The organism is Streptomyces sp. NPDC001700, from assembly GCF_053596435.1.
Genome location: NZ_JBSFGE010000013.1, coordinates 128,696 through 144,138 on the forward strand (window position 1 = coordinate 128,696; position 15,443 = coordinate 144,138).

12 protein-coding genes are annotated in these 15,443 nt (G+C 70.7%); 8 read left to right on the forward strand and 4 right to left on the reverse strand.

Going from position 1 to position 15,443, the window contains the following annotated elements; genetic code table 11:
• Positions 1-161: 161 nt before the first annotated feature.
• The 7 genes from ACWC5C_RS24390 to ACWC5C_RS24420 all read left to right on the forward strand — a co-directional run bounded on the left by ACWC5C_RS24390 (position 162) and on the right by ACWC5C_RS24420 (position 9,093).
• The gene (locus ACWC5C_RS24390; RefSeq protein ID WP_450878498.1) at positions 162-914 is read left to right on the forward strand and encodes a GntR family transcriptional regulator; all 753 of its coding nucleotides are present in this window, start codon (positions 162-164) and stop codon (positions 912-914) included.
• A gap of 149 nt (positions 915-1,063) precedes the next feature.
• Positions 1,064-2,761 carry a purine-cytosine permease family protein gene (locus ACWC5C_RS24395; protein WP_450878500.1) on the forward strand — a complete coding sequence of 566 codons (1,698 nt, stop codon included), beginning with the start codon at positions 1,064-1,066 and terminating at the stop codon, positions 2,759-2,761.
• Positions 2,762-3,127: 366 nt separating this feature from the next.
• Positions 3,128-4,780, forward strand: a complete 1,653-nt coding sequence (locus ACWC5C_RS24400) for an APC family permease (protein WP_450878502.1) — start codon at positions 3,128-3,130, stop codon at positions 4,778-4,780.
• A 148-nt stretch (positions 4,781-4,928) separates the two neighbouring features.
• Positions 4,929-5,114 (forward strand): SPOR domain-containing protein, encoded by a 186-nt coding sequence (locus tag ACWC5C_RS24405; RefSeq protein ID WP_385446654.1) that lies wholly within the window; start codon positions 4,929-4,931, stop codon positions 5,112-5,114.
• Positions 5,115-5,282: 168 nt separating this feature from the next.
• On the forward strand, positions 5,283-5,702 hold the full coding sequence (locus tag ACWC5C_RS24410) for a (deoxy)nucleoside triphosphate pyrophosphohydrolase (RefSeq protein WP_385446655.1): 420 nt from the start codon (positions 5,283-5,285) through the stop codon (positions 5,700-5,702).
• A 126-nt stretch (positions 5,703-5,828) separates the two neighbouring features.
• Positions 5,829-6,266: an ATP-binding protein gene (locus ACWC5C_RS24415; protein ID WP_385446656.1), complete on the forward strand. Its 438-nt coding sequence runs from the start codon at positions 5,829-5,831 to the stop codon at positions 6,264-6,266.
• Between the two features lie 172 nt (positions 6,267-6,438).
• Positions 6,439-9,093: a SpoIIE family protein phosphatase gene (locus ACWC5C_RS24420; RefSeq protein WP_450878505.1), complete on the forward strand. Its 2,655-nt coding sequence runs from the start codon at positions 6,439-6,441 to the stop codon at positions 9,091-9,093.
• A 40-nt stretch (positions 9,094-9,133) separates the two neighbouring features.
• Here the strand turns inward: ACWC5C_RS24420 and ACWC5C_RS24425 are convergent, their stop codons facing one another.
• The 4 genes from ACWC5C_RS24425 to ACWC5C_RS24440 all read right to left on the reverse strand — a co-directional run bounded on the left by ACWC5C_RS24425 (position 9,134) and on the right by ACWC5C_RS24440 (position 13,113).
• Positions 9,134-9,904, reverse strand: coding sequence for a succinate dehydrogenase/fumarate reductase iron-sulfur subunit (locus ACWC5C_RS24425; protein WP_450878507.1), 771 nt, complete (start codon positions 9,902-9,904; stop codon positions 9,134-9,136).
• Positions 9,901-11,880: a fumarate reductase/succinate dehydrogenase flavoprotein subunit gene (locus tag ACWC5C_RS24430; protein WP_450878509.1), complete on the reverse strand. Its 1,980-nt coding sequence runs from the start codon at positions 11,878-11,880 to the stop codon at positions 9,901-9,903. Before ACWC5C_RS24430 ends, ACWC5C_RS24425 begins: the two co-directional genes overlap by 4 nt.
• Before the next feature lie 17 nt (positions 11,881-11,897).
• Positions 11,898-12,743 (reverse strand): hypothetical protein, encoded by an 846-nt coding sequence (locus ACWC5C_RS24435; RefSeq protein ID WP_450878511.1) that lies wholly within the window; start codon positions 12,741-12,743, stop codon positions 11,898-11,900.
• An 82-nt stretch (positions 12,744-12,825) separates the two neighbouring features.
• A complete protein-coding gene (locus ACWC5C_RS24440; protein WP_385446661.1) occupies positions 12,826-13,113 on the reverse strand; it encodes a hypothetical protein in 288 nt (95 codons plus the stop codon).
• A 297-nt stretch (positions 13,114-13,410) separates the two neighbouring features.
• Here ACWC5C_RS24440 and ACWC5C_RS24445 point away from each other — a divergent pair, with 297 nt between their 5' ends.
• On the forward strand, positions 13,411-15,411 hold the full coding sequence (locus ACWC5C_RS24445) for an ABC transporter family substrate-binding protein (RefSeq protein ID WP_450878513.1): 2,001 nt from the start codon (positions 13,411-13,413) through the stop codon (positions 15,409-15,411).
• Positions 15,412-15,443 lie beyond the last annotated feature (32 nt).

Sequence of the window (15,443 nt, forward strand, 5' to 3'; positions counted from 1 at the left end):
GCGGGCTGATGATCGTCATGAAACCGGCTGAACCGGATCCCTGTCGATATAAACGTCCCCGAACTGCAGTTCACCACTTCTAGTGAAGCTTTGGCCGTCAGTTGCTATCAGCAACCGTCGGTTGTCAAGCTGTTGCTGACTGTCAACCACTGGGAGTGCACGTGGCCTTTGGTGACCAGCCCGCATACCTCCGTGTCGCCGACGACCTCCGGAAGAAGATCGTCGCGGGCGATCTGCCACCGCATGCCCGCCTCCCCTCCCAGGCGCGGATCCGCGAGGAGTACGGGGTCTCCGACACCGTCGCGCTCGAAGCCCGCAAGGTGCTGATGGCGGAGGGCCTGGTCGAGGGCCGCTCCGGGTCGGGTACGTACGTGCGTCCGCAGCTCGTCCCGCGCCGTCTGATGCGCACCGGCTACCACGCCCGGAAGGATTCCAGCCCGTTCCGGCAGGAGCAGGGGGACGAGCGGGTCAGCGGCACCTGGGAGTCGGGGAGCGAGCAGGAGGAGGCGAGTCCGGAGATCGCCGAGCGGCTGCGGGTCGAGCCGGGCGAGCGCGTCATGCGCACCCGGTATCTCTTCCGGGCGGCGGGCGAGCCGACGATGCTCTCCACGTCCTGGGAGCCGCTCGCCGTCACCGGCCGCACCCCCGTGATGCTGCCCGAGGAGGGGCCGCTGGCCGGGCGCGGGGTGGTCGAGCGGATGGCGGCCGTCGACGTGGTGGTGGACAACGTGGCGGAGGAGGTCGGGGCGCGTCCCGGCCTCGCCGAGGAGGTGCTGGCGCTCGGCGGGGTGCCGGGCCATGTGGTGCTGGTGATCTCCCGTACGTACTTCGCGGGCGGCCGACCCGTCGAGACGGCGGACGTGGTGACGCTGGCCGAGCGCTATCGGGTCGCGTACCACCTGCCGGTGAAGTGACGTCGGTCCGGGGCGGGTTTGACCGCGAGTTAACGTCCGCCTCTCCGCCGTAACGGACCGGCAACGCCGCGCCGCGGCCCGCCGACATCTGCCCGGCCTAGCTTCCTCAGGCGTACCCGCTCCCGCGCCGAACGACAGGGGAAGCCGCCATGACGGACACGGTCACACCCAAGCAGACGCAGGCCAGCGCGCCGCGGCGCAGCTACGCCCGGCTCGCCGCCGACGAGAGCCGCGAGGACTACTCGCTGCGCTACGCGCCGCATTCCTACCGCCGTTGGTCGCCGACCATGGTCGCGTCGACGGCGCTCGGTGGCATCGCGTACCTCGCCGACTTCGCGATCGGCGCGTCCATCGTCTTCACGTACGGCTTCACCAGCGGGCTCGCCTCGATCCTCACCGCGGCGACGATCATCTTCCTGACCGGTATCCCGATCGCACGTGCCTGTGCGACGTACGGACTGGACATGGATCTGATCACCCGCGGCGCCGGGTTCGGCTACTTCGGATCGACTCTGACCTCGCTCATCTACGCCAGCTTCACCTTCATCTTCTTCGCGCTGGAGGGCTCGATCATGGCGCAGGCCATGCATCAGGCGCTCCATATCCCGCTCCCCATCGGCTATCTGATCACCACTCTGATCGTGATCCCGATCGTCTTCCGGGGGATGGGCGCGCTCGCCAAGGTGCAGGCGTGGACGCAGCCGCTGTGGCTGATCGGGCTGGTGCTGCCGTTCGTGGTGCTCGCCTTCGAACGGCCGGACGCCTGGGCCTCGTTCGCCTCCTTCGGCGGTACGGAGGGGGCGGGCTCCGGCTTCGACTGGATCGGGTACGGGCTCGGCACCGGGGTGGCGCTCTCGCTGATCGCCCAGATCGGCGAGCAGGCCGACTATCTGCGCTTCATGCCCGCCAAGACCGAGCAGAACCGGCGGCGCTGGAACCTCGCGGTGCTGGCCGCCGGGCCCGGCTGGGTGGTGATCGGCGCGGCCAAGCAGCTCGGCGGCGCGTTCCTGGCCTTCGTGGCGCTCGGCGCGGTCGGCACGACCCACGCCCTGGAGCCCATCGCCCCGCAGATCGAGGCGTTGAAGCCCTGGCTCGGCTCGGTCGCGCTCCCGGCCGCCGCGCTGTTCGTCGTGGTCTCCCAGATCAAGATCAACGTGACCAACGCCTACAGCGGCTCGCTCTCCTGGTCCAACTTCTTCTCCCGGGTGACCCATCGCCACCCCGGCCGGGTCTGGTACATCTTCCTCAACCTCGCCATCGCGCTGGCGCTGATGGAGATGAACATGTTCGCGGCGCTCAACAAGCTGCTGGGCTTCTACTCCAACGTCGGCATCGCCTGGATCGCGGCGGTCACCGCCGATCTGGTGATCAACAAGCCGCTGGGGCTGAGCCCGAAGTACATCGAGTTCAAGCGCGCGTATCTGTACCCGGTGAACCCGGCGGGGTTCGGCGCGATGGTGATCGCCTCGACCGTCTCGATCATCGCCTTCTTCGGGGCGTTCGGGCGGGTGCCCGAGGCGTTCTCCACCTTCATCGCGTGCGGTCTGGCGCTGGTGCTGAGCCCGCTGCTGGCCTGGCTCACCCGGGGGCGCTACTACCTGGCCCGGCCGAACCCGGTGAACGGCCCGGGGGTGGACGTGCCGGACATCACGGCCGCCCACACCTGCGCGGTGTGCGAGACGGCGTACGAACTGCCGGACATCGTCGACTGCCCGGTGCGGGCCGGGGCGGTCTGCTCGCTGTGCTGCTCGCTGGACGCGGAGTGCGGCGACGCCTGCCGTAAGGGCCTCAAGCGGAGTGGACCCGTGCTGCTGCCGGTGCCGACGGTGCGCGCGAGCGATGGGTAAAGGACCGGTAATTTATTCGGCTGGTCTTTCTCCGGCTCGCGGGCAACTTGAGCTTCGTTTGAGCTTGTTGGTTCTCGGGTGGCGCCTTGTTCCCCGTGCTTCGCTATTCAAAACCCATGCGTCGCAAACGGGGAGTGTGACGTGTCGAATGGGGCGCATTCGCTGATATTCGAGCGGAATGGTAGTGCTGGTGTCCACGCCGTCTGGCCAGCACCTTCACATGGTGCCAATAACTGTGTTGCATAGATCACACGCATCCGCCGACAGCTCAGCTCGGCCTCAAACGCGTAAAGCGCCCCCCTATTTCGCTTGTACGATGGCGCGCGTTTGCATCAGGTCTGGGGGGCGAAAGGAGCGTGAGGGGCGTTGAGCACGGAGCAGGGTTCCCACTCGCATTACAAACGGTCACTCGGCACGGTGGCCCTCACCGCGGTGGGTCTCGGTTCGATCATCGGCTCCGGCTGGCTGTTCGGCGCCGCGCGGGCCGCGGCGCTGGCGGGTCCGGCCGCCATCTTCGCCTGGGTGATCGGCGCGGCGGTCGCCCTGACCATCGCCCTGACGTACTCCGAACTCGGTTCGATGTTCCCCAAGGCCGGCGGCATGGTGCGGTACGGCCAGTACTCGCACGGCTCGCTGGCCGGATATCTGGCCGCCTGGGCCAACTGGATCGCGATCGTCTCCGTCATTCCCGGTGAGGCGACCGCGTCCGTCCAGTACATGAGCTCCTGGGACTTCGGCTGGGCCAAGGAGCTGTACGACGGGAAGGAGCTGACCGGCAGCGGTGTCGCGCTCGCGTCCGTGCTGCTCGTCTTCTACTTCTTCCTCAACTGGTTCGCGATCACTCTCTTCGCGAAGACCAACACCGCGATCACCGTCTTCAAGCTCGTCGTCCCGGCCCTGACCGCCGGCGCCCTGCTGATGGCGCACTTCGACACCGGCAACGTCACCGGCAACGGCGGCTTCACGCCGAACGGCTGGAACTCGGTGTTCACCGCCGTCGCCGTCTCCGGCATCGTCTGGGCGTACAACGGCTTCCAGTCGCCGCTCAACATGGCGGGCGAGGCCCGCAACCCGGGCAAGTCGCTCCCCAAGGCCGTCATCAGCTCCATCCTCATCGCGCTGGTGATCTACGTAGCCCTGCAGATCGCGTTCCTGACGGCCGTCCCGGCGGCCGACCTCGCGGAGGGCGGCTGGGCCAAGCTCTCGTACGACTCCCCGCTCGCCGACCTCTCCCTCGCCTGGGGCCTGAACTGGCTGGCGCTGCTGCTGTACGCGGACGCCTTCGTCTCCCCGTCCGGCACCGGCATGATCTACGCGGCCACCACCTCCCGCATGGTCCAGGGCGTCCAGGAGAACGGCCACCTGCCCGGCGTCTTCGGCAAGGTCGACCCGAAGACCGGCATTCCGCGCCCGGCGCTGGTGCTCAACCTGGTGATCGCGTTCGCGTTCCTCGCGGTGTTCCGCGGCTGGGGCTCGCTGGCCGAGATCGTCTCCGTGGCCACTGTCATCTCGTACATCACCGGGCCGGTCGCCGTGATGTCGCTGCGGCGGCTCTCCCCGGACCTGCCGCGCCCGGTGAAGCTGCGCGCGATGCCGGTCATCGCGCCGATCGCGATGGTCTTCGGCTCGCTCGTCCTCTACTGGGCCCGCTGGCCGCTCACCGGCAAGGTCATCTTCATCATGGCGATCGGCCTGCCGATCTGGGCCTGGTACGAGCTGCGCAAGCCGTGGGCCGAGCTGAAGCCGCATCTGCTGTCCGGCGCCTGGATGGTGGCGTACCTGCTGGTCATGGCCGCGTTCTCGTGGGCCGGTGGCAAGGAGTTCGGCGGCCGTGGCTATGTGCCCGAGGGCTGGGACATCCTGCTCGTCGCCCTGATCGCCCTCGGCTTCTACTTCTGGGGCGTGCGCAGCGCCTGGCGCAATCCGACCCTGCTGCAGGCGGAGCGCGAGCTGGCCGAGACCACGGCCGAGGACCTGACCGGCGAGGCGGACCGGGAGACGGTCTCCACGCGCTCCTGAGCGCGTGGCCGGATGCGTGCCGCGTTGTAAGAACACGTATCCGCTGCGTGAAGGTAGGGCGTAGGCTCGGGCATATGCGGAACGGGATTTCCTTAACGGTGTCGCCCAGACGCGTGCCCGGGCGCGCCACAACGGAGGGGGCGGAGCGATGAGTGACGGCAACACTGTGCTGCCATGGCTCGTCATCCGCCAGGACGGCAACGGCAACCGCTATCGCGTCGGCCGCTACGCCACGCGGACGGAGGCCCAGGAGGTCGCCGACCGGCTCGACGGGCAGGGGCAGGAGCAGCTCTACGTCGTCGAGCGGACCGCCGCGACCGGCCAGGCGGGCTGACGCCGCCGGTACGTCCCCCACACCTCGCACAAGGTCTCGCTACCGGCGGGCCGGAGTCTCCCGTTCGTCCGGGCGGGAGAATCCGGCCCGCCGGGCTCTGCGCACCAGGGCTCTGCGCGTCGGGGCTCTGCGCGTCGGGGCTCTGCGCCAAGCGCCTACAGTGCGGGCATGACGGTGCGCGTGGTGGTGGGCGGAGCGGTGTTCGACCAGGGGCGGCTGCTGGCCGCGCGGCGCAGCGCGCCGCCCGAGCTGGCCGGGCGCTGGGAGCTGCCCGGCGGCAAGGCCGAGCCCGGTGAGACCCCGCCGCAGGCCCTGGTGCGGGAGCTGCGCGAGGAGCTGGGCGTCGAGGTCGAGCCGCTGGAGCCGCTGCCCGGCGAATGGCCGCTGAAGCCCGGTTACGTCCTGCGGGTGTGGACCGCCGCGCTGCGCTCCGGCGAGCCGCGTCCGCTGGAGGACCACGACGAGCTGCGCTGGCTCACCCCCGACCGGGTGGACGAGGTCGACTGGCTCGATGAGGACCGGCCCGCGGTGGCGGAGGCGGTCCGGCGGCTGCGCGCCGCGGAACACCTCCATCCGCGCGCCCACTGAACCCGTGTGACCTCTTTCGGCCCTGCCGGGGCGGCCTGGGGCGGTAATCGGGGCAGGGATTCGGGTATGTGCTGATTAACCCATCTGAATCCCTACATTCCGGCGGAGCCGCGCGGCGGCTGGGAAGTGATCGGCGTGAGTGAGAGCGCAGGGACGGCCGCCGGGCCCACACCCGGTTTCGCCGAGTGGGTCTTCCCCGCCGAGCCGGGCGCCGTGCGCGACGCCCGCTGGCTGGTCCGGCAGGTGCTGGACGAGTGGGGTCTTTCGGCGCTGGGCGATGTGACGGCGCTGCTGGTGAGCGAACTGGTCACCAACGCCCTGCGGTACGCGAGCGGCCCGATCGGGCTGCGCGTGTACGCCCGTCGCGAAACCGGTGTGCCGCGTTCCGTGCTGCGGGTCGAGGTGTCCGACCCGCTGGCCGATCCGCCGCACGCGCGCAGGGCCTCTCCGGAGGACGAGAGCGGCCGGGGGCTGGAGTTGATCGCCCGGGCCGCGCTGCGCTGGGGCACCCGGCTGGACCGCGCCGGAAAAACGGTGTGGTTCGAGCTGCCTCTCCCCGGTTAGGAGTGAGGGTGAGCGGCGCTGATCTTGAGCGCTTCATCAAAAGCCGGGACGGAAACGGATTGCGGGCTGAGATAGTGCTGTGATCGTGAAGACCGTACTCCGGATGGCCGTGGTGCTGGATACTCGGCTATCTGTAGCCGGTCGGAGCACCTGAGCCGGAGGGGACGGGCGCATGAGCGAGAAGCCAGCGGGGGCGGATATCCCCGAGGGGACGGTTGGTTCGCAGGTGTCGCCGGTGTCGCAAATGTCATCGATGTCCGATGTGTGGCAGAGCAGTCCGCCCGGATCGATCTATGACTACATCCGTGTCGCCTCCTTCTCGCTGGGCTCCGACGGCCGTATCGCACAGTGGAGCGAACGCGCCACCGAGCTGCTGGGGCTGACGGCGGACCAGGCCCTCGGCAGGGACCCGGTGGACGCCTTCGTACCGGCTGAGCTGCGGGAGACCGGCCGCCGCAAGGTCGCCGACATCCTGGACGGCCGCGAGTGGACCGGTCTGGTCCCCTACCGCAACCCCCAGGCGCCCGGTGGAGTCGGCATCGCCGAGGTGTATGTGATGCCGGGCCAGGACGAGGACGGGGAGCGTACCGCGCTCTGTATCGCCGTCGATGTGGGCGCCCTGCGCGGACTGGAAACCGACCTCGCCGCCTCACAGGCCGTTTTCGGTCAATCTCCGCTTGGTTTCTTTCTCTTCGGCACAGATTTGCGCATGCTCCGGGTCAACGACCGCTTTGCGAAGGTTTTCGGCCGCCCGGTCGAGGAGTACCGCGGCGCCACCGCGCACGATCTGCTGCCCCGGGGCGAGGCCGACCGGCTCGCCGCCGCCCTGCGCCAAGTCCTGGACAGCGGACAGCCCTTGACGGACATGCCGCTCATGGGCCCCGTCCCCGGCAGCCACGACCGCCGCCGCTGGTCGGTGTCGCTGTACCGGCTGCACAGCGGATCGGGCCGCCCCATCGGCATCGCCGGGCTCGCCACCGATGTCACCGGCCGCCGCCGCGCCGAGCAGGAGGCCGCGGGCGTACGCCGCAACCTGGCGCTGCTGAACGAGGCCGGGGCCCGAATAGGCACCTCGCTGGACCTGGAGACCACCGCCCGCGAACTGCTGGACGTGGCCGTCCCGCAGTTCTGCGACCTGGCCTCCGTCGACCTCTACCAGGGGCTGCTGTCCGGCGACGAGACCCCGCCCGGGCTCGCCGACGGCAGCGCCGAACTGCGCCGCGTCGCCTTCGCCAGCGCCGTCTCGGACGGCCCCGTCGCCTTCGGCGACGTCTACCGCACCGACGACAGCGGCCAGGGCGAGCTGCCCAAGCCCATCGACGTCGGCGAGGTGCACCGCTATCCGTTCCACTCGCTGTGCGCCCACGCCCTGCGCACCGCCCAGGTCCGGGTCGTCACCGGACGCGACAGCGGCGAGGGCATGGAACTCGGCGCCATGCTGCAGTCCACCCTCCTGGTGCCGATGGTCGCCCGCGACACCGTCGTCGGGCTCGCCCAGTTCTCCCGTACGAAGGGCAGCGAACCCTTCGGCGAGCGGGACCGGGCACTCGCCGTCGAACTGGCCGCCCGCGCCGCCGTCTCCATCGACAACGCCCGGCTCTACCGCAGAGAACACGAGCGCGCGCTGATACTGCAGCGCAGCCTGCTCCCGCCCGGCGACCCGGAGGCCGCCGGGCTCGACATCGCCTGCCGCTATCTGCCCGGCAACGCGGCCACCGAGGTGGGCGGCGACTGGTTCGACGTCATCGAACTGCCCGGACACCGCACCGCGCTGGTGGTCGGCGATGTGATGGGGCGCGGCCTGCGGGCCGCCGTCGCGATGGGCGAGCTGCGCACCGCCGTCCGCACGCTGGCGCTGCTGGACCTGGAGCCCGCCGAGGTGCTGTCCGCGCTGGACGAGATCGCCCGCGGGCTCGGCGCGCCCGGCGGCTCGCCCAGCAGCGCGCGGGCCGCCGGGCGGTCCGCCGACGGCTCCTCCGACCTGTCCGAGGTCTACCTCGCCACCTGCGTCTACGCCGTCTACGACCCGGTCACCCGGCGCTGCACCTTCGCCAACGCGGGCCATCTGCCGCCCGCCCTGGTCGAACCCGGGGACGGCGCGCTGCTGATGGAGGTGCCGCCGGGGATGCCGCTCGGGGTCGGCGGCGAGCCGTTCGAGGAGATCGAGGTGGAGCTGCCGGACGGTGCGCTGCTCGCCCTCTACACCGACGGCCTGGTCGAATCCCGCGACCAGGCGCTGGACGAGGGGCTCCAGGAGCTGCGTACCGCACTCTCCACCCACGAGGGCGCGGACAGCCCGGACAGCTCGCTGGAGGACATCTGCGACCACGTCCTCAGCAGCCTCGACACCCACCACGGCGAGGACGACATCGCCCTGCTCATGGCCCGGGTGCAGGGCCTGCCGAGCGGTTCGGTCGGCGACTGGAAGCTGCCGAGCGACCCGCAGTCGGTCGGCAAGGCCCGGGAACTCGCCCGTGAACAGCTGGAGTCCTGGGGGATGGACGGTCTGGTCGACACCACCGAGCTGCTGGTCAGCGAGCTGGTGACCAACGCGCTGCGGTACGGCGAGGGCGAGATACGGCTGCGGCTGCTGCTGGACCGGACGCTGGTGTGCGAGGTCTGGGACGGCAACCTGGTCCAGCCCCGGCGGCGGCGCGCCCGCGACACCGACGAGGGCGGCCGCGGGCTGCAGCTGGTCGGCCTGCTCAGCGCGGGCTGGGGCAGCCGCCGCACCCCGCACGGCAAGACGGTCTGGTTCGAACTGGCCCTCCCGGACGGCGAGTCCTCGGGCCCGGACTCGGTGGAAGCGCTGCTCAGCCTGTGGTGACCGGGTGGGCCCGCCACCGGGCGGGCCCACGGCCGTAAAACTAGCTCTCCCGGCGGCGGATCTTGTTGCCCAGCCAGACCAGCGGGTCGTACTTGCGGTCCACGGCCCGCTCCTTGAGCGGGATCAGGGCGTTGTCGGTGATCTTGATCCCCTCGGGGCAGACCTCCGTGCAGCACTTGGTGATGTTGCAGTAGCCGAGCCCGTGTTCCTCCTGGGCCGCCCGCTTGCGGTCGATCCCGGTCTCGCCCGCCGCGTCCAGCGGATGCATGTCCAGCTCCGAGACCCGCATCAGGAAGCGCGGCCCCGCGAACGCCTCCTTGTTCTGCTCGAAGTCGCGCAGCACATGGCAGGTGTCCTGGCACAGGAAGCACTCGATGCACTTACGGAACTCCTGCGAGCGCTCCACGTCCGCCTGCTGCATCCGGTACTCGCCCGGCCCCAGCCCCTCCGGCGGGACGAAGGACGGCACCTCGCGGGCCTTGGCGTAGTTGTACGAGACGTCCGTCACCAGGTCGCGGACGACCGGGAAGGCCCGCAGCGGGGTCAGGGTGATCGTCTCGTCGCGGCTGAAAACCGACATCCGTGTCATGCACAGCAGCCTCGGCCGCCCGTTGATCTCGGCGCTGCACGATCCGCACTTGCCCGCCTTGCAGTTCCAGCGGACCGCCAGGTCCGGTGCCTGGGTCGCCTGGAGGCGGTGGACGATGTCCAAAACGACTTCGCCCTCATTGACCTCGACGCGGAAGTCCCGCAGACCGCCGCCGTCCACATCGCCCCGCCACACCCGGAAGTGGGCCTCGTACGCGCTCACTGGGTCAGCTCCTCGTCCGTCAGGTACTTCACCAGCTCGTCCTTTTCGAACAGGTTCAGCAGATCGGGCCGGATGGGCGGCGTCTCGCGCTTCTCCAGCCGGACCTGGCCGCGCCCGGGGTCGGGCGGTGCGGCGAGACCGGCCGACGGGTCGGTCAGGCGGCAGACCAGGTTGACCCGGCGCCATTCGCGGTCCATCTCGGGACAGTCGTCGCGGGTGTGCCCGCCACGGCTCTCGGTGCGCTCCAGGGCGGCGCGCGCCACGCACTCGCTGACGAGCAGCATGTTGCGCAGGTCGATGGCCAGGTGCCAGCCGGGGTTGAACTGCCGGTGGCCCTCGACTCCGGCCCGCCGCGCCCGGACCCGCAGCGCCGCCAGCCGGTGCAGCGCGTCCTCCATCTCACCGGCCCGCCGGATGATGCCCACCAGGTCGTTCATGGTCTGCTGCAGCTCCTGGTGGAGCGTGTACGGATTCTCGGCGGGGCTGGCGGGCGGCTGCTCTCCGGCGGCTCCCTCGGCCGGTACGCCGCCGTCCTCGGCGCTGAACGGCCGCAGCGCCTCGGCCGCCGCCAGGTCCAGCTGGGCGTCGTCCGGCACCGGGCGGGCGCCCGACGCGGCGGTCTCCCGCGCGTACTGGGCCGCGTACAGCCCGGCGCGGCGGCCGAAGACCAGCAGGTCGGAGAGGGAGTTGCCGCCGAGCCGGTTGGAGCCGTGCATCCCGCCCGCGACCTCGCCCGCGGCGAAGAGGCCGGGGACGCCGGTCGCGGCGGCGGTGTCCGGGTCGACGTCCACCCCGCCCATCACGTAGTGGCAGGTCGGGCCGACCTCCATGGGCTCGGCCGTGATGTCGACGTCGGCCAGCTCCTTGAACTGGTGGTGCATCGACGGCAGCCGCCGCTTGATCACCTCGGCGGGCATCCGGGTGGAGACATCGAGGAAGACGCCGCCGTGCGGGGAGCCCCGGCCCGCCTTGACCTCGGAGTTGATGGCGCGGGCCACCTCGTCGCGGGGGAGCAGCTCGGGCGGGCGGCGGTTGTGGTCCGGGTCCTCGTACCAGCGGTCGCCCTCGTCCTCGGACTGGGCGTACTTCTCCTTGAAGACGTCCGGGATGTAGTCGAACATGAACCGCTTGCCCTCGCTGTTGCGCAGCACCCCGCCGTCGCCGCGCACCGACTCGGTGACGAGGATCCCCTTGACCGAGGGCGGCCAGACCATGCCGGTCGGGTGGAACTGCACGAACTCCATGTTGATCAGCGGGGCCCCGGCGAGGAGGGCCAGCGCGTGGCCGTCGCCGGTGTACTCCCAGGAGTTGGAGGTCACCTTGAAGGACTTGCCGATGCCGCCGGTGGCCAGCACCACGGCCGGGGCCTCGATGGCGAAGAAGCGGCCGGACTCGCGTTCGTAGCCGAAGACCCCGGCGACCCGCTCGCCCGCCGCGTCCTTGACGACGCGGGTGACGGTGCACTCCTGGAAGACCTTGAGCCGCGCCTCGTAGTCGCCGGTCTCGGCCTTGTCCTCCTGCTGGAGGGAGACGATCTTCTGCTGGAGGGTGCGGATCAGCTCAAGACCGGTGCGGTCGCCGACGTGGGCGAGGCGCGGGTACTCATGGCCGCCGAAGTTCCGCTGGGAGATCTTGCCGTCCGGGGTGCGGTCGAAGAGCGCGCCCCAGGTCTCCAGCTCCCAGACCCGGTCCGGGGCCTCCTGGGCGTGCAGCTCGGCCATCCGCCAGTGGTTGAGGAACTTGCCGCCGCGCATGGTGTCGCGGAAGTGCACCTGCCAGTTGTCGCCCGCGTTGACATTGCCCATGCTGGCGGCGATGCCGCCCTCGGCCATCACCGTATGGGCCTTGCCGAACAGCGACTTGCAGATGACGGCGCACCGCATGCCCGCCTCACGTGCCTCGATCGCGGCCCGCAGCCCGGCGCCCCCCGCGCCGATCACGACCACGTCCCAGGCCTGACGTTCGACTTGCGTCATCGTTGAAGGCACCTCTCCTAGAAGAACCGGGGGTCGTCGAAGGCGCCGCTCGCCAGCAGGAACACATAGAAGTCGGCGACGGCGACACTGATCAGCGACGCCCAGGCCAGCTGCATATGGCGTGCGTTGAGCGAGCTGACCCAGCCCCAGAGCCGGTAGCGCACCGGATGCCGGGAGAAGTGCTTGAGCCGCCCGCCGACGATGTGCCGACAGGAGTGGCAGGAGAGGGTGTACGCCCAGATCAGCGCGATGTTGGCGAGCAGCACCAGGGTGCCGAGGCCCATATGGCCCCACCGGCCGTGCTCGTCCCGGAAACCGAGCACGGTGTCATAGGTGAGGATTCCCGCGACGATCACCGCGAAGTAGAAGAAGTAGCGGTGGATGTTCTGCAGAACGAGCGGGAAGCGGGTCTCGCCGGTGTAGTTGGCGCGCGGCTCGGCGACCGCGCAGGCCGGTGGCGAGGCCCAGAAGCCCCGGTAATACGCCTTGCGGTAGTAGTAGCAGGTCAGCCGGAAGCCGAGCGGGAAGATCAGGATCAGCAGGGCGGGGGACAGGCCCCACCAGCCGCCGAAGATCTCCCAGTTCGCGCCGCCCTTCATGGGCACGCAGTTCTGCGCGACGCAGGGCGAGTAGAACGGGGAGACGTACGGCTCGGCGTAGTAGTTGTCCCCGGCGAAGGCCCGCCAGGTCGAGTAGACGATGAACGCGAACAGCCCGGCGGCGGTGACCGCGGGCTGCAGCCACCAGCGGTCGGTCCGCAGATGGCGGGCGGGGATGGCGGCGCGCGACGGGCTGCGCACGCCGCTCGTGGCCGCTTCCCGCTCGGAGGGCGTGGCGGCTTGGGGGTCGGTGCCAGTGGCCAAGGAAGACTCCGCGGTGGAGTGGTGTGGGGGACGGTCGGGCGCGGACCCGTTCGGCCGGGTGCGTCGCGCCGGGCGACCCCGGTTAAGGAGCGTGGCGGTCGCGCGCGCCGAGACCCTCGTCGTCGACGTCCGACCACAGCGCGCTGTTGTACGGCGCGTCGGGGACCGGAACCATCTCGGGGCGCGGCCGCTCCGTGGCGGGGGCCGTATCGCACAGCAGGGCGAGACTCTCGCGCAGATGGTCCGCGTCGGTGCGGACCCGTCGTATCTCCAGTCCGCCGGTGCCGACCCGGCCTTCCAGCCGGGTGACGGAACGGACCAGATCGTCGAGACAGCGTTGGACGGCCGTCAAGTCGTCATTCAAGGACATGACTTGCCCTCACTTCCGCGGTTGCGGTTGGCGGCGCTCATGCGACAGCGAGTGTTACGCGTCACAGTCCTGGTTGGGAAGGGATCTGCCGCGATTGGCGGAGTCACCGGCGTGATCACGCCGCCGTGCGCCGGGGTGCGCGCCGGTCACATTGATCCGGTCGGGTGATCCTGTCCCCTCCATGGCCGTCCCGAGGTGCTGTCCCATGATCCGTCGCTTTGAGTAAGGAGTATATGCGACAGGCGTCAAAATGTGCGAAATGCGCTTAATATCGGCACACCCCGGAGGTCACGAGCCATGCCCATCGACAAGCGACGCTGCGCCATGCTGCTCGCGGCGGGGGTGCTGCTGCCGCTTCCCGTCCTCACCGGGTGCAGTTCCAACGACGACGACGGCCCGCCGTCGCGCTCGGCCCGGGACATCGCCCCGGCCTCCCGCGCGCAGACCGCCCCCGGCGGCACGCTGCGCTGGGCGCTCGACGCCCGGCCCGCGACGTTCAACGCCTTCCAGAGCTCCGCCGACACCGGCACCGAGCGGATCGCCGGAGCGGTGCTGCCCGCCCTCCACACCCTCGACGCCCGAGGCCGCCCGCAGCGCAACGGCGACTACCTGGAGTCCGCCGAGGTCGTCTCGCGCGAGCCCAAGCAGGTCGTGGTCTACAAGCTCAACCCCAAGGCGGTGTGGAGCGACGGCCGCGCGCTCGGCGCGGAGGACTTCGCCGCCCAGTGGAAGGCCCTGCGCGGCACCGAGAACGCCTACTGGACCGCGCGCAACGCCGGATACGACCGCATCGCCAGGATCCAGCCGGGCGACAAGGAACACGAGGTCAAGGTCACCTTCGCCAAGCCGTACACGGACTGGCGGTCGCTGTTCACGCCGCTGTACCCGAAGAGCGTGATGAGCAACCCGGCCGTCTTCAACGCCGGGGCCCGCAAGGGGCTCGCCGTCAGCTCCGGCCCGTTCGCGGTCCGCGAGGTGAAGGACGACTCCGTCACCCTCGTACGGAACCCCCGCTGGTGGGGCGACCGGGCCCGGCTGAACCGGCTGGTCTTCGAGGCCGTCCCGGCCGGGAAGCGGGCCGGGGCGCTGATCGACGGGACCGTCGACATGGCCGAGGTCGACCGGTCGACGGCGCGCCGCATCCAGGCCGCCGCGCCCGCCGGGAAGCGGGCCGCCGGGGCGAAGTCGCACCCCTCGGGCAAGGCGGGCGCGCCGAAGCTGGAGACCCACGCCCAGGACGCCGCGGACGCCACGCGCGACCGGGCGGAGGCCGAGATCGCCCCGGGCTCCGAGCGCTCCGAGACCGTGGCCCTGCGCCGGTACAGCCTGCGCACGGCGCTGGACCCCGCGTACACCCAGCTCGCCATCAACGGCGCCAAGGGCCCGCTCGCCGATGAGCGGGTGCGCCGCGCGGTGGCCCGCGCGATCGACCGCGAGGCGCTCGCCAAGCTGGTGCTGAAGCCCTTCGGGCTGCCCGTCGAGCCGCTGGGCAACCATCTGCTCATGGCCGAGCAGAAGGGGTACAAGGACCACAGCGGCGCCCTCGGCGGCCGGGACGCCCAGGCCGCGCAGTCCCTGCTCGCCGACGCGGGCTGGCACCCCGGCGGCTCGGCCGCCCGCCAGAAGTCGGTCGACGGCAAGACGGACGACAAGACGGGTGCCAGGACGGACGGCAGGCAGCAGCCGACCCCCGCCGCCGACAGGCCCTCCGGCGCCGCCCCCGCCGCAGGCGACGCGGGCCGCTCCGGGCGCTCCCGCCCGGCCGCCGTGCAGAAGAAGGGGCGGCCGCTGGTGCTGCGTTTCGTCCTCCCGTCCGACTCCGGCGGCGCCTCGCTGCGCGCGGTCGGGACACGCATCGGCCGGATGCTGGACGAGATCGGCGTCCGCACCGAGATCACCCGGGTGAAGAGCGACGACTTCTTCAAGAACCACATCGCCACCGGCAAGTACGACCTGGCCCTCTACTCCTGGCCCGCCTCCGCCTACCCGGCGACCGACAGCCGCCCGATCTACGCCAAGCCGCAGCCGGCCGCGGACGGCTCGCTGGTCGTCGAGCAGAACTACACCCGGGTCGGTACGGACCAGATCGACCAGCTCTTCGACCAGGCCCTCTCCGAGCTGGACGGCGGCGCCTCGCGCGCCCTGGTCGGCCGCGCCGACGCCCGGATCTGGGCGGCCGCCGGATCGATTCCGCTCTACCAGCCGCCGCAGCTGGTCGCGGTCCGCAAGACGGTGGGCAACGCCGGAGCGTTCGGCTTCGCCACCCCCCGCTACCAGGACATCGGCTTCCGGAAGTAGCCACGGAGGCTGCGGGACGGCGCGGGGACGGG